Source organism: Pseudomonas sp. P65(2024) (genome assembly GCF_057480955.1).
Genome location: NZ_JBLIYX010000014.1, coordinates 21,312 through 40,140, shown reverse-complemented (window position 1 = coordinate 40,140; position 18,829 = coordinate 21,312). Strand labels below are relative to the sequence as shown.

The window sequence follows — 18,829 nt, the reverse complement described above, 5'->3', positions numbered from 1 at the left end:
AGGATCGATTTGCCGGCAGTGGTCACAATGGTCAGTCCTCTTGTTATTCGCAGATCTTAGTGTCTGCTGTGAGGGCCAATCGCCGATGCGACTTGCCCCGCGATGACGCTCAATGATCCAACGCTTGCTGCAAGGCCACCCCGGCACCCAACAACCCGGAAAACTCCGCCGTCACCAGCCATACCGGCACCCCGGCGAAATAACCACTCATGCAGCCCTTGTCGGCGAAACTCGCGGCGAATCCGCTGCCCAGGAACAACTCGGCGAAACGCGGAATCACCCCACCGACAATGTAGACCCCACCCCGGGCGCCCAGGGTGAGCACATTGTTGCCCGCCACCCGCCCGAGGAAGCGGCAGAACTGCTCGATCACCGCCAGTGCCCGGGGCTCGCTGGCCAGGGCCGCGTCGGTAATCTGCGCCGGAGTCTTGTGCGTCGGCGTGGCGCCGTCGAGCACACAGATCGCCTGGTACAAGCGCACCAACCCACCGCCACTGAGCACCGTCTCGGCGCTGACATGTCCGATCTGCCGGTGAATCTCCTGGTGGATCGCCGCCTCGCGGGCGTTGCCCACCGGCAGGTCGACATGCCCGCCCTCCCCCGGCAGCGCCAGCCAGTGCTCGCCCAGGCGCAGCAGGCTGCCCACGCCCAGGCCGGTGCCGGGGCCGATCACCAGCGCCGGGCGCGACGGATCGGCGTGGCCTGCGCAGACCTCGCGGAACTCACCGTCGCGCAGGCGCGTCATGCCCAGGGCCATGGCGGAAAAATCGTTGATCAGCAACAGGCGCTCGACCTGCAGCGTCTGGCAGAACGCGCTGCGGCTCAGGCGCCAGTGGTTATTGGTGAAGCGGAATTCGTCGCCGTCCACGGGGCCGGCCACTGCCAGGCACACCGCCGCCAGGCCGCCACGGGCGATGCCCTGGTCGGCGAGGTAGGCCTCGATGGCCTGCTCGGGGCTGGTGTAGTCGGCGGTGGCCAGCACCTGGACCGCCTGCAGCTCATTGTCGCGCCACAAGGCGAAACGTGCGTTGGTGCCGCCGATGTCGCCGACCAGCAAGGCCTTCATTTGAGATTCTCCAGGGCCGAGGTGAAGGCGCTCGCGCCCTGTTCGGCCGAACTGAACGCCACGCGCATGAAGCCGAACAGCTCGCGCCCGCAGCCCAGGTCGTTGCCCGTGGGCGGCTCGGGCAGTTCACGGCTGGCCAGCTCCTCGGCCGAGACCATGATCCGCAGCGTGCCTTCGGCACCATCGACACGCACGATATCACCATCGCGCACCCGCGCCAGCGGGCCGCCATCGAAGGCTTCCGGGCACACGTGAATGGCCGCCGGAATCTTGCCCGAGGCGCCGGACATGCGCCCGTCGGTAACCAGCGCCACCTTGAAGCCGCGATCCTGCAGCACACCGAGGAAGGGTGTCAGCTTGTGCAGCTCAGGCATGCCGTTGCAACGCGGGCCCTGGAAGCGCACCACGGCGACGAAGTCGCGCTCCAGCTCTCCGGCCTTGAACGCATCGGCCAGCGCTTGCTGGTCGTGGAACACCCGGGCGGGCGCCTCGACCACGCGATGCTCCGGCGCCACCGCCGATACCTTCATCACGCCGCGCCCCAGGTTGCCCTCCATGACCCGCAGGCCGCCCTCGGCGGAGAACGGTCGTGCCACCGGGCGCAGAATGCTTTCGTCGAGGCTGTCCTTCGGCCCTTCGCGCCAGACCAGTTGGCCATCTTCGAGAAACGGCTCTTGGGTATAGCGGCGCAGACCATGCCCGGCCACGGTGTTGACGTCCTCGTGCAGCAGGCCCGCGTCGAGCAGTTCGCGAATGAGGAACGCCATGCCGCCGGAGGCCTGGAAGTGGTTGATGTCGGCCTTGCCGTTCGGATAGACGTGGGACAGCGTCGGCACCACCTCGGACAGGTCGGCCATGTCCTGCCAGGTCAGCTGGATGCCGGCGGCCTGGGCGATGGCCGGGATGTGCAGGGTGTGGTTGGTCGAGCCGCCGGTGGCGTGCAGGGCAACGATTGAGTTGACCAGCGCCTTTTCGTCGACGATCTCGCCGATGGGCATGAAATTGCCGCTGGCCTTGGTCATGCGCGTGACCTGGCGCGCGGCCTCGGCGGTGAGGGCGTCGCGCAGCGGCGTATACGGGTTGACGAACGAGGCGCCCGGCAGGTGCAGCCCCATCACCTCCATCACCAGCTGGTTGGTGTTGGCAGTGCCGTAGAACGTGCAGGTGCCCGGACCGTGGTAACTCTTCATTTCCGATTCGAGCAGTTGCTCGCGGGTGGCCTTGCCCTCGGCGTAGCGCTGGCGCACATCGGCCTTTTCCTTGTTGGAGATGCCCGAGACCATCGGCCCACCCGGCACGAAGATGGTCGGCAGGTGACCGAAGCGCAACGCGCCCATCATCAGGCCGGGAACGATCTTGTCGCAGATGCCCAGCATCAGGGCGGCGTCGAACATGTTGTGCGACAGGGCGATGGCGGTGGACATGGCGATCACTTCGCGGCTGGCGATGGCCAGCTCCATGCCCGGCTCGCCCTGGGTCACGCCATCGCACATGGCGGGCACGCCGCCGGCGAACTGGCCGACCGAGCCGACTTCGCGCAGGGCCTGCTTGATCTGTTCGGGGAAGTGCTGGTACGGCTGGTGCGCCGAGAGCATGTCGTTGTAGGCCGAGACGATGGCCACGTTGGCGGCGTTCATCAGGCGCAGGGTCTGCTTGTCCTCGCCGCCACAGCCGGCCACGCCATGGGCGAAGTTGGCGCACTGCAGGCTGGCGCGCATGGGTCCGTCACTGGCCGCCCCACGGATCAGCTCAAGGTAGCGTTCACGGGTACGGCGGCTGCGGGCGATCAGCCGTTCGGTGACCTCAAGGATGCGCGGATGCATGTACTGGACTCCAGGCTAACTGTGGGGCGGCCTCCACTGGCCATTTCCCCTCCAAACGATTGCGACCTAGGCTGTAGAAACAGGTGCCTGGACCGTTCGAAATGGGGCTGACCCGACCACTCGTTGTATGTTTAAACAAAATACTGCCAGCAAAAAGGCTTGTTTTCTATCTCTCGGTGAATAATCTTGTAATTCCAACAACAAAACCGTTTCAGTGAAGCTGCTCTTTGTGCCACAGGCTTCACCCGACTGCCAGAGGTAACGCCATGACCCTACGCATCGCCATCAACGGATTCGGCCGCATCGGACGCAACGTCCTGCGCGCACTGTACACGCAGGGCTACCGCCAGGACCTGCAGGTCGTCGCCATCAACGACCTGGGCGACAGCGCGATGAACGCCCACCTGCTCAAGTACGACAGCGTCCACGGCATTTTCGACGCCAGCGTCGAGGCCGACCATGAAAGCCTCACCGTCAATGGCGACCGCATCGCCGTCAGCGCCATCCGCAACCCTGCCGAATTACCCTGGAAGACCCTGGCCATCGATGTGGTGTTCGAGTGCACCGGGCTGTTTACCGAACGCGCCAAGGCCGCCGCGCACCTGACGGCCGGCGCCGCCAAGGTGATCGTCAGCGCGCCGGCCAAGGGCGCCGACGCCACCGTGGTGTACGGGGTCAACCACGACGTGCTGCGCGCCTCGCACCAGATCATCTCCAACGCCTCGTGCACCACCAACTGCCTGGCGCCGATCGCCCAGGTGCTGCACCGCGAGTTCGGCATCGAGCAAGGCCTGATGACCACCATCCACGCCTACACCAACGACCAGGTGCTTACCGACGTCTACCACGGCGACCCGTACCGCGCCCGCTCGGCTACCCAGTCGATGATCCCGAGCAAGACCGGCGCCGCCGAAGCCGTGGGCCTGGTGCTGCCGGAGCTGGCCGGCAAGCTCACCGGCATGGCCGTGCGGGTGCCAGTGATCAACGTGTCGCTGGTCGACCTCACGGTCAACCTCAAGCGCGAGGCCAGCGCCGACGAAGTCAACCAGCTGTTCCTCGAAGCCAGCCGCCACTCGCGGGTGCTGGGCTACAACGCCCTGCCGCTGGTGTCGTGCGACTTCAACCACAACCCGCTGTCGTCGATCTTCGACGCCAACCACACCCGCGCCAACGGGCGCATGCTCAAGGTGCTGGCCTGGTACGACAACGAATGGGGCTTCTCCAACCGCATGCTGGACAACTGCCTGGCGTTGTTCAACGCCAGGTGAATGTTTGCGCGATCCCTTGCAGGTGGTCGCGCAGAGAGCTGTATCCCTGTGGGAGCGGCCTTGCGTCGCGAAAGGGGCGCGTAGCGGCCCCAGATTCTGAGCCATCTTCGAAATTGCCGGGGCTGCTGCGCAGCCCTTTCGCGACGCCAGGCCGCTCCCACAGGGGGGTAGTTCCCTACGCGACAGCGTAGCCCGCAGGGCTGGGTGGTCTCCTAAAGAGACCGCGTTAGCCGCAATATTTACCTGTTCGTGACATTTCCACGCTTGACCTGGAGCATGGATGATAAGCATTATCATTCACCCGAAAACGCCCAGGTTTCCCCGTGAGTCAGTCCCGGTTCAACTCCGTGTTCCTCAGCCAGCGCCTCTCCCTGCTGCGCACCTTGCAACGCATGGTGGGCAACCCCAGCACCGCCGAGGACCTGCTGCAGGAAACCTACCTGCGAGTCACCCGCGCCCTGGGCGAGCGGCCGATCGAGCACCTCGAACCCTTCGTTTTCCAGACCGCCCGCAACCTGGCCCTGGACCACCTGCGCGCACGTCGGGTGCAGGCGCGTACGCTGGTGGACGATGTGCCCGAGCAGGTCCTGCACAATGTCGCCTCCCCCTCGACCAGCAGCGAGGACGCCGCCCACGCCGAGCAACTGCTCAAGCACCTGAGCGTCAGCCTCGGCCAGCTCAGCGAACGCCAGCAACGCATCTTCATCCTCAGCCGCCTGCACGGCGCCAGCTACCTGGAAATCGCCGACCAACTGAAGGTCTCGGCCAGTACGGTGCAGAAGGAGCTGAAACTGATCATGGCCATCTGCATGGGCGTGGCCGATCGTCACCAGTGATGCGACCGCTCGCCACTGGCCTGCGCAAAGCCCTTGCCATGGGCAAGGTCTGCACTGATCATGCGCAAAAAATGCCCGATGCAAGGATCCTCCGTGACCGACCACCGCCCCCCTCGCCCGTCACTTGCCGAGCCTGATGCCCGCGCCCGTGCCCGCGAGGAGGCGCTCGACTGGTTGATCCGCCTGCAGTGCGCCAGCGAGGACGACACCCGCGCCTTCGAGCACTGGCTGGAGGCCGAGCCGGAAAACGCCGAGGCCTATGTCGAGGCCGAAGCGCTGTGGAACGGCGCCTCGCTGCGCCAGGCCGCCGGCCAGTTGCAGCACAGGCGCAAGCGCTCGCTCGCCGGGCGCCTGCGCAGCCACTGGAAACCGCTGGCCACCGCCGCCGTGCTGCTGGTCGGGCTGTCCACTTTCGGCAACCTGCCGGTGCGCCTGCAGGCCGACCACCTGACCGTGGTCGGCGAACGCCAGCGCCTGGAGCTGGACCCGGGCGCCAAGGTGCTGCTCAACACCAATTCGGCCTTCGCCAGCGACGAACGCGAAGGTCGCAAGGTCGCCCGCCTGCTGCAGGGCGAGGCGTACTTCCAGGTGTCCAACGCCAGCCAGCCCCCCCTGGAGGTCCAGGCCGGTCCGTTGCGCGCCAGCGTGCGCGACACCGACTTCGCCGTACGCTACCTCGATGGCGAGGCCCAGGTGCGGGTGCAGCGCGGCGATGTCGACCTGCAGGCCGCGAGCGACCAGCGCATCCGTCTGAGCGCTGGCGACAGCATCAGCGTCGGCCCCAAGGGGTTCGGCCAGCGCCAGCGTCCCGACATGAGCAAGGACCTGGCCTGGATCGAGGGCCGCCTGGTGTTCGAGAACTGCCCGCTGAGCCAGGTGCTCGCAGAAGTCCGCCGCTACTACCCAGGCTGGATCATCAACCGCAACACCCACCTGGAGCAGGTCGCGGTCACCGGCAACTACCGCCTCGACCAGCCGCTGGAAACCCTGCGCGCCCTCGCCCATATCACCTCGGCGCAACTGCATGAGTACCCAGCCGTGGTGATTCTCAACTGACCCGGCAAGTTTTTTTACGCGATCGCCCTGCCTCGCCCGTCTCGTTATAGCCAATACGATTGATTCTCGTTCGAAAACGAGAACAAGTACCGCCTATAACTCACGCGCGACAGGGAGCGCTTTCAATGCCCACAGGTCAGACCCGCCCGTCCACTTCTTCCCGCCGTCGCGGGCAATTGTCCCTGCTGACCCTGGCCCTGCTCGCCAGCGGCGCTTGCAGCCTGCCGGCGCTGGCCGTGGAACCGGCCCAGGCCAGCAGCCCGCGCATGGGCGACTACCGTTTCGCCATCGCCCAGCAGCCGCTGGTCGAGGCCATCAACGCGTTCAGCAAGGTGACTGGCTGGCAGGTCGGCTTCAGCGCCGAGCTCGCCGACGGTGTGGCCTCGCCCGGCGTGCAGGGCTCGCTGGCCCCGGAAGCGGCGCTGCAGCGCCTGCTGCGCGGCACCGGCCTGGGCTATCGCAAGATCGGCAACGGCAACGTGGTGCTCGAACGCCAGTGGGCCGGCAACGCCATCGCCCTGCAACAGGTGACCGTCAGCGCCACCCGCAGCGCCCAGGATGTCAGCCAGGTGCCAAGCACCGTCAGCGTGCAGACCCGCGAGCAGCTGGATCGGCAGAACGTCAATGACATCAAGCAACTGGTGCGCTACGAGCCCGGCGTCTCGGTCGGCGGTGTTGGCCAGCGTAGCGGACTGAACGGCTACAACATCCGGGGCATCGACGGTGAACGTATCCTGACCCAGGTTGACGGTGTGTCGATCCCCGACAGCTTTTTCTACGGCCCCTATGCCCAGACACAACGCAACTACGTCGATCCGGAGATCATCAAGCGGGTGGAGATCCTCCGCGGTCCTGCCTCGGTGCTGTACGGCAGCAATGCCATCGGCGGCGCGGTAAGTTACTTCACCCTCGACCCCGAGGACATCATCAAACCCGGTAACGATGTCGGCGCCCGCCTGAAGACCGGCTACAGCTCAGCCGACGAAAGCTGGTTGACCTCGGCCACTGTCGCCGGCCGCCAAGGCGACTTTGACGGCCTGCTGCATATCAGCCAGCGCAACGGCCACGAAACCGAATCATATGGCAAGCATGGCGGCACCGGTCTTGGCCGTAGCGAGGCCAACCCCGAGGATGTGCGCACCACTAACGTCCTGGCCAAGCTTGGCTGGGACTATGCCGACGATGCCCGGTTGGGATTCACCTACGAGCACTACAAGGATGACCGCGACCAGAACATCCTGAGCGCGGTGGGTGGTCCATTCATTCCTGGTCGCGGCGCCTCAAACATGTACCGCATGCGTCAGGGCAACGACACCGTCACCCGAGAACGCTTCGGCATCAACCACAAGTTCGGCCTCGACAGCCTGGTTGCCGATCACGCGAAATGGAGCTTGAACTACCAGATTGCCAAGACCGATCAACGCACAGACGAACTGTACTTCGCCAGTGGCCGCCAGGTGTTTCGCGATCGCCAGACTACTTACAAGGATCGCCAGTGGGTCTTCGATGGCCAGTTGGACAAAGCGTTCAGCATTGGCGCCACTGACCACCTGCTGACCTACGGCACAACGCTCAAGCACGAAAAGATCACCGGCGCGCGAAGCGGCACCGGCACCTGCCAGAACGTCGGAGGTAGCTGCACCGCCATCGGCCAGAACAGCCCCAGTGACGGCCAGGCGTTGGTGAGCGATTTCCCGGACCCAACCGTGAACACCTACAGCCTGTTCGCTCAGGATGAGATCCGCTGGAACAACTGGACCTTCCTGCCAGGCCTGCGATATGACTACACCCGCATGGAACCAGAGATGACTGCCGAGTTCCTGCGCGGTATCCAGGGCACTGGCGCCGCGCCGGGCAGTATCGATGACTCGGACAAGAAATGGCATCGGGTCTCGCCTAAATTTGGCGTGACTTACGCATTCAACGACAACTACACCTGGTACGGTCAGTACGCCGAGGGCTTCCGTACCCCGACCGCCAAGGCCATGTACGGCCGCTTTGACAACCCTACGCTCGGCTACAGCGTCGAGCCGAACCCAAACCTCGAACCAGAGAAGAGCAAGAGCTACGAAACGGGCCTGCGCGGCAGCTTCGAGGCCGGCAACTTCGACGTGGCGGTGTTCTACAACAAGTATCGCGACTTTATCAACGAGGACGCAGTACAGTCGGCAAACCTTGGCTCGACTTTCCAGGCCAACAACATCAAGCACGCCACTATCAAGGGCGCAGAGTTCAAGGGTCGCTTGAACCTCGACCACTTCGGTGCAGCACAGGGCCTGTACACCCAGGGCTCGCTGGCCTACGCCCATGGTCGCAATGACGATAACGGCCAGCCGCTGAACAGTGTCAACCCGCTGACCGCAGTCCTCGGGTTGGGTTACGAAACCTCCAACTATGGCGGCCTGCTTAGCTGGACCCTGGTAAAACGCAAGGACCGGGTCGACGATTCCACCTTCTTCGCCCCCGATGGTGCCAGCAAGCAGTTCCGCACCCCTGGCTATGGCGTACTGGACCTGACCGGTTTCTACAAGGTGACGGACGACATCACCGTAAACGCAGGGCTCTACAACCTGACCGACAAAAAGTATTGGCAGTGGGATGACGTCCGTGGCTACGACGCGCTTGGCGAAGCAGGCGTGACCCAGCCAGCCAACCTTGATCGGCTGACCATGCCGGGGCGCAACTTCGCCATCAACTTGGTGTGGGATATCTGATCGGCTGAAAAGGGCGGCGACCGCGATGCAGGTGCCGCCCGTTTCAAGTCATGAGAATGATTTCACTTCGCAGGTGAGGTTTTTTTACTGTCCCACGTCTTCTGTTTCGTCTTGTCACTAGACGCCCCATTTTCCAAGGATGCCCCCATGACCGCCCCTTCCACCGAACGCGCTGCCCTGCGCTCCCAGCGCCTGAATCAGGTCACCCACGCCCCGCACACCGAGCTGGACGCCCTGGTGAAGTCGCACAAGCCGTTCGACAGCCGCGAAAGCTTCGCCCGCTTCGTGGTTGCCCAGTACCTGTTCCAGTCCGAGCTGCAGGCGCTGTACACCGACCCGCAACTGATCGCCATCGTGCCCGACCTCGCCGCGCGCTGCCGCGCCGAACAGGCCCGCCTGGACCTGGCCGACCTCGACACCGAAGTGCCCGCGCCCTTCGCCGGCGCCCTGGGCAAGCCAAGCCTGGGCGAGGCGCTGGGCTGGATCTTCGTCTCCGAAGGCTCCAAACTGGGCGCCGCGTTCCTGATCAAGCGTGCCGTGGCCTTGGAGCTGTCCGAAACCTTCGGTGCCCGTCACCTGGGCGAACCGGCGGGCGGCCGTGCCGAGGGCTGGAAGCAGTTCACCCGCATCCTCGACAGCCTGGACCTGTCGCCCGAGGAAGACGCTGCCGCCGAACGAGGCGCTGTTGCTGCCTTCGAGCGCTTCACCGAGCTGCTCAAGCATGCCTACGCCGCCGACGCCGCGCTGGCCTGACACGCTTTACCCGGCCGCCTGCGGGCGGCCACACCGTTGCAGTGAGACCATGACCCGAATCGCCCGCTCGAAACTGTCCCGCCTGCTCTACGCGATCCTGGCCTATGTCAGCCTGGGCATTGGCCTTGTGGCCATCGTCATCCCAGGGCTGCCCACCACCGAGTTCATCCTCCTCGCCGCCTGGGCCGCGACCCGCAGCTCGCCGCGCCTGTCCGCCTGGCTGGAGAACCACCGGCTGTTCGGTCCGATCCTCTACAACTGGCGCAACGGCAAGGTGATCCAGCGCCGCGCCAAGGTCAGCGCGACCATCAGCATGCTGCTGTGCGCCGGCTTGATGCTGACCGTTCTCGAACACCACTGGCCGGTGTTCCTCGCCATCGCCGGCATGACCCTGGGCAACCTGTGGATCTGGTCACGCCCGGAACGTCCCACGCCACCAGGCGCTGTCGAACTGCAAGGTTGATTCATTTGCGCTGCGGCGCCAAATGACAGCGACGTTGCGACGGCGCCTGCAAGTCAAAGGTTCAACAACCCCGAATACAGGGCATACGCCGCCAGCCCCGCCCCGGCAAGCACCGCCGCGAAGATCAGTTTCTCCCACGCGCTGAACAGCACCTGCCCCTGCTCGCGCTTGGCCCGGGCGAACAGGATCACCCCGGGCGCATACAGCAGCGCCGACAGCAACACGTACTTGAGCCCTCCGGCATACAGCAGCCAGATCGCATACAGCAGCGCGATCGCCGCCACCAGCAGGTCCTTGCGCCGCAGCCCCGCCTGCCCCTGGTAGCCTTCACCGCGCCAGGCCAGCAGCACGGCATAGGCCGCCGACCAGAAGTACGGCACCAGAATCATCGACGACGCCAGGTAGATCAGGCTGGTGTAGGTCCCCGCCGAGAACAGAGTGATCAGCAGAAACCCCTGGATCATCACATTGGTCAGCCACAGCGCGTTGGCCGGTACCTGGTTGGCGTTCTCCCGTGCCAGGAAGCGCGGCATGGTCTTGTCCCGGGCGGTGGCGTAGAGGATCTCGGCGCACAGCAGCGCCCACGAGAGCAGTGCACCGAGCAGCGACACCGCCAGGCCGATGCTGATCAACAACGCCCCCCAGGGCCCGACGATATGCTCAAGCACCGAGGCCAGCGAAGGGTTCTGCAGACCGGCCAGCTCCGGCTGGGTCATCACCCCCAGCGACAGCACGTTGACCAGCACCAGCAGCGCCAGCACGCCGAGAAAACCGACCACGGTGGCCTTGCCCACATCCGAGCGATGCAGCGCCCGCCCCGAGTAGACACTCGCCCCCTCGATGCCGATGAACACGAACACCGTCACCAGCATCATGTTGCGCACCTGCTCCAGCACGCTGCCGAACTGCGGATTGCTCAGCCCCCAGATGTCGCGGGTGAAGATGTCGGCGCGAAAGGCGAAGGCGGCGATGACGATGAACATCAGCAACGGCACGACCTTGGCCACGGTCGTCACCTGGTTGATGAAGGCGGCTTCCTTGATGCCGCGCAGCACCAGGAAATGCACCGCCCACAGCAACAGCGAGGCACTACCGATGGCCACTGGCGTGTTGCCTTCGCCAAACACCGGAAAATAGAAGCCAAGGGTACTGAACAGCAGCACGAAGTAGCCGACGTTGCCCAGCCAGGCACTGATCCAGTAACCCCAGGCCGAGGAGAACCCCATGTAGTCGCCGAACCCGGCCTTGGCGTAGGCATAGACCCCGGAATCTAGCTCCGGCTTGCGGTTGGCCAGGGTCTGGAAGACGAACGCCAGCGCCAGCATCCCCACCGCGGTGATGCCCCAGCCGATCAGCACCGCCCCGACATCGGCGCGGGCGGCCATGTTCTGCGGCAATGAGAAGATCCCGCCGCCGATCATCGAGCCGACCACCAGCGCGATCAGCGCCCCCAAGCGCAGTTTCTGTCCCGGTTCGCTCATGGGGCTCCTCGTGCGCAGGCGCGAGTGAACAACGTATTGTCCGACATCATTGTTACAAGTTTTTTATCAAATAAAGCCATTAAACCTATAGCACTCATAACCATGCTGTCTATCCCGACACCTTAATAAAAACCACATTAGTCGACTACTTGTCGGTTCGTCTAAACCCGTCGCTATTTGCTGTGAAAAATTTGCGAAAGCCGCAAAACGGACTAACTTCTCAGTTCGCAGGCGAAACGGAGCGTTTGCTCTGGAAGTACATGGAGGTGCCAGCACACAAGGCCTGCGTCAGAGCTGTCGGCATCCTCCAGGAGGCGCATGAGGGATTTTTCTGATCTTCATGCGGGCATGAACTGATCTAAGTCAGCGAATGATCCAGGCGTCAGATTTATTCTGAGGTCAACTTTCTCCTGGTACGGAGTCGTTAAATGTCTGATTCTCCCGGAAAACTAAAACTGGGTGCACTCGTTGCACTTGTCGTCGGCTCGATGATCGGTGGCGGGATCTTCTCGTTACCCCAGAACATGGCCGCCAGCGCTGGCGTCGGCGCCGTGCTGATCGGCTGGGCCATCACCGCGGTGGGCATGCTCACCCTTGCCTTCGTCTTCCAGACCCTGGCCAACCGCAAGCCCGATCTTGACGGCGGGGTATACGCCTACGCCAAGGCCGGTTTCGGTGACTACATGGGCTTTTCCTCGGCCTGGGGCTACTGGATCAGTGCCTGGCTGGGCAACGTCGGCTACTTCGTGCTGTTGTTCAGCACCCTGGGGTATTTCTTCCCGGTGTTCGGCGAAGGCAACACCCCGGCGGCGGTGATCGGTGCTTCGATCCTGCTATGGGCCGTGCACTTCCTGGTGCTGCGCGGCATCAAGGAAGCCGCCTTCATCAACTTGGTCACCACCGTGGCCAAGGTCGTGCCGCTGGCGCTGTTCGCGCTGATCTGCCTGTTCGCCTTCAAGCTCGATGTCTTCACTGCGGACATCTGGGCGGTCGGCACGCCGGAGCTGGGCAGCGTGATGAACCAGGTGCGCAACATGATGCTGGTCACCGTGTGGGTGTTCATCGGCATCGAGGGCGCGAGCATCTTCTCCTCCCGTGCCGAAAAACGCTCTGACGTCGGCAAGGCCACGGTCATCGGCTTCGTCACCGTGCTGCTGTTCCTGGTGCTGGTCAACGTGCTGTCGCTGGGCGTGATGACCCAGCCGGAGCTGGCCAAGCTGCAAAACCCATCGATGGCCGCGGTGCTGGAACACGTGGTCGGCCACTGGGGCGCGGTGCTGATCAGCGTCGGCCTGATCATCTCGCTGCTGGGCGCCCTGCTGTCGTGGGTGCTGCTGTGCGCCGAGATCATGTTCGCCGCCGCCAAGGACCACACCATGCCGGAGTTCCTGCGCCGCGAGAACGTCAACCATGTGCCGGCCAACGCCCTGTGGCTGACCAACGCCATGGTGCAGATCTTCCTGGTCATCACCCTGTTCTCCAACAGCACCTACCTGTCGCTAATCTACCTCGCCACCTCGATGATCCTGGTGCCCTACCTGTGGTCGGCAGCCTACGCGGTGCTGCTGGCGGTGCGCAGCGAGACCTACGAACAGGCCCTGGCCGAACGCAAGAAAGACCTGATCATCGGCGGCATCGCCCTGCTCTACGCGATCTGGCTGCTGTACGCCGGCGGCGTGAAATACCTGCTGCTCTCGGCCCTGCTCTACGCCCCTGGCGCGATCCTGTTCGCCAAGGCCAAGCGCGAAGTTGGCCAACCGATCTTCACCAGCGTGGAAAAACTGATCTTCGCCGCCGTGGTCGCGGGCGCCCTGGTGGCAGCTTACGGCCTGTACGACGGCTTCCTGACTCTCTGAACCCCACGTCTTCGCTTTACAGGAGGATTCACCATGTCCACTGAGAAACAGAAATACGGCGTCCATTCCGAAGCCGGCAAGCTGCGCAAAGTGATGGTCTGCAGCCCGGGCCTGGCGCACAAGCGCCTGACCCCGAGCAACTGCGACGAACTGCTGTTCGACGACGTGATCTGGGTCGACCAGGCCAAACGCGACCACTTCGACTTCGTCACCAAGATGCGCGAACGCGGCGTCGATGTGCTGGAGATGCACAACCTGCTGACCGACATCGTCCAGCAACCCGAAGCGTTGAAGTGGATTCTCGACCGCAAGATCACCTCCGACACCGTCGGCGTCGGCCTCACCAATGAAGTGCGCAGCTGGCTCGAAGGCCTCGATCCACGCCACCTGGCCGAATTCCTGATCGGCGGTGTGGCCGGTCAGGACCTGCCGGAAAGCGAAGGTGCCAGCGTGGTCAAGATGTACAACGACTACCTGGGCCACTCCAGCTTCATCCTGCCGCCACTGCCCAACACCCAGTTCACCCGCGACACCACCTGCTGGATCTACGGCGGCGTGACGCTCAACCCGATGTACTGGCCGGCGCGACGCCAGGAAACCCTGCTGACCACCGCCATCTACAAGTTCCACAAGGAATTCACCAACGCCGACTTCCAGGTCTGGTACGGCGACCCGGACAAGGACCATGGCAACGCCACCCTCGAAGGCGGCGACGTGATGCCGATCGGCAAGGGCGTCGTGCTCATCGGTATGGGTGAGCGCACCTCGCGCCAGGCCATCGGCCAGCTGGCACAGAACCTGTTCGCCAAGGGCGCGGTGGAGAAAGTCATCGTCGCAGGCCTGCCCAAGTCCCGCGCCGCGATGCACCTGGACACCGTGTTCAGCTTCTGCGACCGCGACCTGGTCACGGTCTTCCCGGAAGTGGTCAAGGAGATCGTGCCGTTCATCATCCGTCCGGACGAAAGCAAGCCTTATGGCATGGACGTGCGCCGCGAGAACAAGTCGTTCATCGAGGTGGTCGGCGAGCACCTGGGGGTCAAGCTGCGCGTGGTCGAGACCGGCGGCAACAGCTTCGCCGCCGAACGCGAACAGTGGGATGACGGCAACAACGTGGTGGCCGTGGAGCCGGGCGTGGTCATCGGCTACGACCGCAACACCTACACCAATACCCTGCTGCGCAAGGCCGGGATCGAGGTCATCACCATCAGCGCCGGCGAGCTGGGCCGGGGCCGCGGCGGCGGTCACTGCATGACCTGCCCGATCGTGCGCGACCCTATCGACTACTAAACGTCCATCGCACCCGGTCGCCTCCACGAGACAGCGGCCGGGCACCTCACCGAATCCAAGGAGAACCGTCATGGCGTTCAACATCCACAACCGCAACCTGCTGAGCCTCGAACACCACAGCACCCGCGAGCTGAAGTACCTGCTGGACCTGTCCCGCGATCTCAAGCGCGCCAAGTACACCGGCACCGAGCAGCAGCACCTGAAGGGCAACAACATCGCCCTGATCTTCGAGAAGACCTCGACCCGCACCCGCTGCGCCTTCGAAGTCGCCGCCTACGACCAGGGCGCCAACGTCACCTATATCGACCCAAACTCCTCGCAGATCGGCCACAAGGAGAGCATGAAGGACACCGCCCGCGTGCTTGGGCGCATGTATGACGCCATCGAGTACCGTGGCTTCAAGCAGGAGATCGTCGAGGAACTGGCCAAGTTCGCCGGCGTGCCGGTGTTCAACGGCCTGACCGACGAGTACCACCCGACGCAGATGATCGCCGACGTGCTGACCATGCGTGAGCACAGCGACAAGCCGCTGCACGACATCAGCTACGCCTACCTGGGTGACGCCCGTAACAACATGGGCAACTCGCTGCTGCTGATCGGCGCCAAGCTCGGCATGGACGTGCGCATCGCCGCGCCCAAGGCCCTGTGGCCCCATGATGACCTGGTCGAGCGCTGCCAGAAATACGCCGAGGAGAGCGGCGCGCGTATCACCCTGACCGAAGACCCGAAAGCCGCGGTCAAGGGCGTCGACTTCGTCCACACCGACGTCTGGGTATCGATGGGCGAGCCGGTCGAGGCCTGGGGTGAGCGCATCAAGCTGCTGCTGCCCTACCAGGTGAACAAGGAACTGATGAAGTCCACCGGCAACCCACGCACCAAGTTCATGCACTGCCTGCCAGCGTTCCACAACTCCGAGACCAAGGTCGGCAAGCAGATCGCCGAACAGTACCCGCACCTGGCCAACGGCATCGAAGTGACCGATGACGTGTTCGAGTCGCCGGCGTGCATCGCCTTCGAGCAGGCGGAGAACCGCATGCACACGATCAAGGCGATCCTGGTGTCGACGCTGGCTGATCTCTGACAGCGGCCTTGACTCTGTGGGAGCCGGCTTGCCGGCTCCCACAGGTCCCGACCAGACTATTACATTTGCGCCAAAGGACATTTCCCATGCGTATCGTTGTTGCATTGGGCGGCAACGCCCTGCTGCGCCGCGGCGAGCCGATGACCGCCGACAACCAGCGCGCCAATATCCGCACTGCCACCGAACAGATCGCCAAGATCCACCCCGGCAACGAACTGGTCATCGCCCACGGCAACGGTCCGCAGGTCGGCCTGCTGGCCCTGCAGGGGCTGTCGTACAAGGCAGATGAAGCCTATCCACTGGACGTGCTCGGCGCCGAGACCGAGGGCATGATCGGCTACATGATCGAACAGGAGCTGGGCAACCTGCTGGACTTCGAGGTGCCGTTCGCCACCCTGCTGACGCAGGTCGAAGTGGACGCCAACGACCCGGCGTTCAAGGACCCGACCAAGTTCATCGGCCCGGTCTACGCCAAGGACGAGGCCGAGCGCCTGGCCAAGGAAAAAGGCTGGGTGGTCAAGCCCGACGGCGACAAGTACCGCCGCGTGGTGGCCAGCCCAAAACCCAAACGCATCTTCGAGATCCGCCCGATCAAGTGGCTGCTGGAAAAAAGCAGCATCGTGATCTGCGCCGGCGGCGGTGGTATCCCCACCCTGTACGACGAAAACCGCAAGCTCAAGGGTATCGAGGCGGTGATCGACAAGGACTTGTGCTCTGCCCTGCTGGCCGAGCAACTGGAAGCGGACCTGCTGATCATCGCCACCGACGTCGATGCGGCGTACATCGATTTCGGCAAGCCGACGCAGAAGGCCATCGCCCAGGCCCACCCGGACGAACTCGAGAAGCTGGGCTTCGCTGCCGGCTCCATGGGACCGAAGGTCCAGGCCGCCTGCGATTTCGCCCGTCACACCGGCAAGGTGGCGGTGATCAGCTCGCTGGAGAACATCGAGGACATCGTCAAGGGCACCGCCGGCACGCGGGTTTCCACCGCCAAGCCCGGTATCAGCTACCGTTGAATGCAGTTGGCGGGCGCCGGGCGCCCGCCGTTTTCAACCTTCCGGAGGAGTCTGCCATGGCCCAGTACGCGCCCGGTCATGTACACATTGAGCGCACCGCGCTGAACACCAACGACCACAGCTACGACCTCAATATCGAATACGAGGCGGCGACCGACCCCAAGGAAGGCAGAGGTATCCAGTTCCGCATGCACGGCCACATCGAGGGCAAGACCGTCGATGAGAAATTCTTCCTGGCCAAGGACCAGGTACTGCCGAGTTTTCTGATGCAGTTGAGCCGCAAGGCCCAGTCGTACCTGCCGCCACCGAAGAAGTTCGAGAACCTCGGCTCGCCGCACAAGCTGTATGACTACATGTTCGAAGACATTCGCACCACGCTGGATGTGAAGTCGGGCGACCCGATCAGGCCCGACCATCTGGAGTAATCCCAATCGCGGGGCAAGCCCGCTCCCACAAACCACGGGGCAGCGGGCTTGCCCCGCGATTGGGTTTCCACCATGGCCGAGGCATACTGACGCCCATCCCGGCCAAAGCCTCGCTCATCATGCGCATCCACGTCAGCTTCATCGACCGCGTCGGCATCACCCAGGAAGTCCTGGCCCTGCTCGGCGCCCGCAACCTGAACCTCGATGCCGTGGAGATGGTCCCGCCAAACGTCTACATCGACGCCCCGACCCTGAGCCCCGCCGTGCTTGAAGAGCTGCACGACGCCCTGCTCGAGGTGCACGGCGTGCAGTCGGTGGAGGTGGTCGACATCCTCCCCGGCCAGCGCCGCCACCTGCAGCTCGACGCCCTGCTCGCCGCCATGAGCGACCCGGTGCTGGCGGTGGACAGCGCGGGCAAGGTGCTGCTGGCCAACCCGGCGCTGATCGCCCTGTGCGGACGTGAGTCCGCCGGGCGTTCGGTGGGCGAACTGTTCGGTGATCCGGACCTGCTCCAGGCCCTGCTGGACAACAATTTCCACCTGCCCATGCGCGAAATGCAGTTGAACGGCCAGAGCCTACTGCTCGATGCCACGCCGATCACCCACGCCGGCGGCCTGCTGACCCTTTACCCGCCCAACCGCATGGGCGAGCGCCTGTCGGCGCTGCACCACGATCACGCCGAGGGTTTCGACGCCATGCTCGGCGACTCACCGGCAATCCGCACCCTCAAGGCCCGCGCCTTGCGCGTGGCCACCCTCGATGCGCCACTGCTGGTGCACGGCGAGACCGGCACCGGCAAGGAACTGGTGGCCCGTGCCTGCCACGCCATCAGCAGCCGCCATGCCGCGCCGTTCCTGGCCCTCAACTGCGCGGCGCTGCCCGAGAGCCTGGCCGAGAGTGAACTGTTCGGCTATGCCCCCGGCGCCTTCACCGGCGCGCAACGTGGCGGCAAGCCCGGGCTGATGGAGCTGGCCAACCAGGGCACGGTGTTCCTCGACGAGATCGGCGAGATGTCGCCCTACCTGCAGGCCAAGCTCCTGCGTTTTCTCAGCGACGGCAGCTTCCGCCGGGTCGGTGGTGACCGCGAGGTGAAAGTGGATGTGCGCATCATCAGCGCCACTCACCGCGACCTGGAACGCATGGTCGCCGAGGGCACCTTCCGCGAAGACCTGTTCTACCGCCTCAATGTCCTCAACCTGCAGGTGCCACCGCTGCGCGAGCGCGGCCAGGACATCCTGTCGCTGGCGCATTTCTTCATGCAGCAGGCCTGCACCCAGATCCAGCGCCCGGCCTGCCGCCTGGCCCCGGCCACGCACCCCGCACTGCTGGCCAACCCCTGGCCGGGCAACGTGCGCCAGCTGCAAAACGTGATCTTCCGTGCTGCGGCCATCTGCGAAAGCAACCTGGTAGACATCGGCGACCTCGACATCGCCGGCACCTCGGTGGCCCGTGGGCAGGATGGCGAGGTAGCAAGCCTGGAACAGGCGGTGGGGGATTTCGAGCGCGAACTGTTGCAGCGGCTGTATGCCAGCTACCCCTCGACCCGGCAGCTGGCGGGACGCTTGCAGACTTCGCACACGGCCATCGCCCAGCGCTTGCGCAAATATGGAATCCCAACCAGAGGTTGAAGCAGGCGTATCAATTGTATCGATTTCATTACGCCGTATCGATATCGGTACACATCCATTTGCATGCGTCTTTGCA

Annotated in this window: 15 protein-coding genes; 12 read left to right on the top strand and 3 right to left on the bottom strand. The window is 64.2% G+C overall.

From position 1 onward, the window contains the following. Positions 1–109: 109 nt before the first annotated feature. Positions 110–1,066, bottom strand: coding sequence for a glucokinase (locus AC25MA_RS18390; protein ID WP_028691973.1), 957 nt, complete (start codon positions 1,064–1,066; stop codon positions 110–112). Beyond that, positions 1,063–2,889, bottom strand: a complete 1,827-nt coding sequence (gene edd / locus AC25MA_RS18385) for a phosphogluconate dehydratase (protein ID WP_028691974.1) — start codon at positions 2,887–2,889, stop codon at positions 1,063–1,065. The genes AC25MA_RS18390 and edd overlap by 4 nt, the downstream gene beginning before the upstream one ends. A gap of 266 nt (positions 2,890–3,155) precedes the next feature. Between edd and gap the strand changes: the two genes are divergently transcribed. From gap to AC25MA_RS18355, 6 genes are all read left to right on the top strand, one after another. Then, a complete protein-coding gene (gene gap / locus AC25MA_RS18380; protein WP_050704137.1) occupies positions 3,156–4,157 on the top strand; it encodes a type I glyceraldehyde-3-phosphate dehydrogenase in 1,002 nt (333 codons plus the stop codon). 323 nt (positions 4,158–4,480) lie between these two features. Next, a complete protein-coding gene (locus AC25MA_RS18375; RefSeq protein ID WP_069016400.1) occupies positions 4,481–4,993 on the top strand; it encodes an RNA polymerase sigma factor in 513 nt (170 codons plus the stop codon). A gap of 93 nt (positions 4,994–5,086) precedes the next feature. Then, positions 5,087–6,049: a FecR family protein gene (locus tag AC25MA_RS18370; RefSeq protein ID WP_486972280.1), complete on the top strand. Its 963-nt coding sequence runs from the start codon at positions 5,087–5,089 to the stop codon at positions 6,047–6,049. A 125-nt stretch (positions 6,050–6,174) separates the two neighbouring features. After that, positions 6,175–8,763 (top strand): TonB-dependent receptor, encoded by a 2,589-nt coding sequence (locus AC25MA_RS18365; RefSeq protein ID WP_486972279.1) that lies wholly within the window; start codon positions 6,175–6,177, stop codon positions 8,761–8,763. A gap of 147 nt (positions 8,764–8,910) precedes the next feature. Further along, complete coding sequence (locus tag AC25MA_RS18360; RefSeq protein ID WP_062360424.1) at positions 8,911–9,516, top strand: biliverdin-producing heme oxygenase; 606 nt, start codon at positions 8,911–8,913, stop codon at positions 9,514–9,516. Between the two features lie 49 nt (positions 9,517–9,565). Then, positions 9,566–9,979 carry a YbaN family protein gene (locus AC25MA_RS18355; RefSeq protein ID WP_028691980.1) on the top strand — a complete coding sequence of 138 codons (414 nt, stop codon included), beginning with the start codon at positions 9,566–9,568 and terminating at the stop codon, positions 9,977–9,979. 53 nt (positions 9,980–10,032) lie between these two features. On the opposite strand, the gene arcD (AC25MA_RS18350) is transcribed toward AC25MA_RS18355, so the two are convergent. Further along, the gene (gene arcD / locus AC25MA_RS18350) at positions 10,033–11,460 is read right to left on the bottom strand and encodes an arginine-ornithine antiporter (protein WP_062360422.1); all 1,428 of its coding nucleotides are present in this window, start codon (positions 11,458–11,460) and stop codon (positions 10,033–10,035) included. A gap of 428 nt (positions 11,461–11,888) precedes the next feature. Here arcD (AC25MA_RS18350) and arcD (AC25MA_RS18345) point away from each other — a divergent pair, with 428 nt between their 5' ends. From arcD (AC25MA_RS18345) to AC25MA_RS18320, 6 genes are all read left to right on the top strand, one after another. Further along, the gene (gene arcD, locus AC25MA_RS18345) at positions 11,889–13,316 is read left to right on the top strand and encodes an arginine-ornithine antiporter (RefSeq protein WP_486972278.1); all 1,428 of its coding nucleotides are present in this window, start codon (positions 11,889–11,891) and stop codon (positions 13,314–13,316) included. Positions 13,317–13,349: 33 nt separating this feature from the next. Then, entirely contained in the window at positions 13,350–14,603 is a 1,254-nt protein-coding gene (arcA, locus tag AC25MA_RS18340; RefSeq protein WP_028691983.1) for an arginine deiminase, read from the top strand. Positions 14,604–14,673: 70 nt separating this feature from the next. Continuing rightward, positions 14,674–15,684, top strand: coding sequence for an ornithine carbamoyltransferase (locus AC25MA_RS18335; RefSeq protein ID WP_028691984.1), 1,011 nt, complete (start codon positions 14,674–14,676; stop codon positions 15,682–15,684). 86 nt (positions 15,685–15,770) lie between these two features. Next, positions 15,771–16,700 carry a carbamate kinase gene (gene arcC, locus AC25MA_RS18330; RefSeq protein WP_028691985.1) on the top strand — a complete coding sequence of 310 codons (930 nt, stop codon included), beginning with the start codon at positions 15,771–15,773 and terminating at the stop codon, positions 16,698–16,700. 56 nt (positions 16,701–16,756) lie between these two features. Next, a complete protein-coding gene (locus AC25MA_RS18325; RefSeq protein WP_028691986.1) occupies positions 16,757–17,125 on the top strand; it encodes a DUF5064 family protein in 369 nt (122 codons plus the stop codon). Positions 17,126–17,244: 119 nt separating this feature from the next. Then, positions 17,245–18,753 (top strand): sigma-54-dependent transcriptional regulator, encoded by a 1,509-nt coding sequence (locus AC25MA_RS18320; protein WP_028691987.1) that lies wholly within the window; start codon positions 17,245–17,247, stop codon positions 18,751–18,753. Positions 18,754–18,829: the final 76 nt, after the last annotated feature.

What these genes read in the sequence shown, in the direction of transcription:
- AC25MA_RS18390 (WP_028691973.1), bottom strand. Translation starts at nt 1,066, where the DNA reads ATGAAGGCCTTGCTGGTCGGCGACATCGGCGGCACCAACGCACGTTTC.
- edd (WP_028691974.1), bottom strand. Translation starts at nt 2,889, where the DNA reads ATGCATCCGCGCATCCTTGAGGTCACCGAACGGCTGATCGCCCGCAGC.
- gap (WP_050704137.1), top strand. Translation starts at nt 3,156, where the DNA reads ATGACCCTACGCATCGCCATCAACGGATTCGGCCGCATCGGACGCAAC.
- AC25MA_RS18365 (WP_486972279.1), top strand. Translation starts at nt 6,175, where the DNA reads ATGCCCACAGGTCAGACCCGCCCGTCCACTTCTTCCCGCCGTCGCGGG.
- AC25MA_RS18360 (WP_062360424.1), top strand. Translation starts at nt 8,911, where the DNA reads ATGACCGCCCCTTCCACCGAACGCGCTGCCCTGCGCTCCCAGCGCCTG.
- AC25MA_RS18355 (WP_028691980.1), top strand. Translation starts at nt 9,566, where the DNA reads ATGACCCGAATCGCCCGCTCGAAACTGTCCCGCCTGCTCTACGCGATC.
- arcD (WP_062360422.1), bottom strand. Translation starts at nt 11,460, where the DNA reads ATGAGCGAACCGGGACAGAAACTGCGCTTGGGGGCGCTGATCGCGCTG.
- arcD (WP_486972278.1), top strand. Translation starts at nt 11,889, where the DNA reads ATGTCTGATTCTCCCGGAAAACTAAAACTGGGTGCACTCGTTGCACTT.
- arcA (WP_028691983.1), top strand. Translation starts at nt 13,350, where the DNA reads ATGTCCACTGAGAAACAGAAATACGGCGTCCATTCCGAAGCCGGCAAG.
- AC25MA_RS18335 (WP_028691984.1), top strand. Translation starts at nt 14,674, where the DNA reads ATGGCGTTCAACATCCACAACCGCAACCTGCTGAGCCTCGAACACCAC.
- arcC (WP_028691985.1), top strand. Translation starts at nt 15,771, where the DNA reads ATGCGTATCGTTGTTGCATTGGGCGGCAACGCCCTGCTGCGCCGCGGC.
- AC25MA_RS18325 (WP_028691986.1), top strand. Translation starts at nt 16,757, where the DNA reads ATGGCCCAGTACGCGCCCGGTCATGTACACATTGAGCGCACCGCGCTG.
- AC25MA_RS18320 (WP_028691987.1), top strand. Translation starts at nt 17,245, where the DNA reads ATGCGCATCCACGTCAGCTTCATCGACCGCGTCGGCATCACCCAGGAA.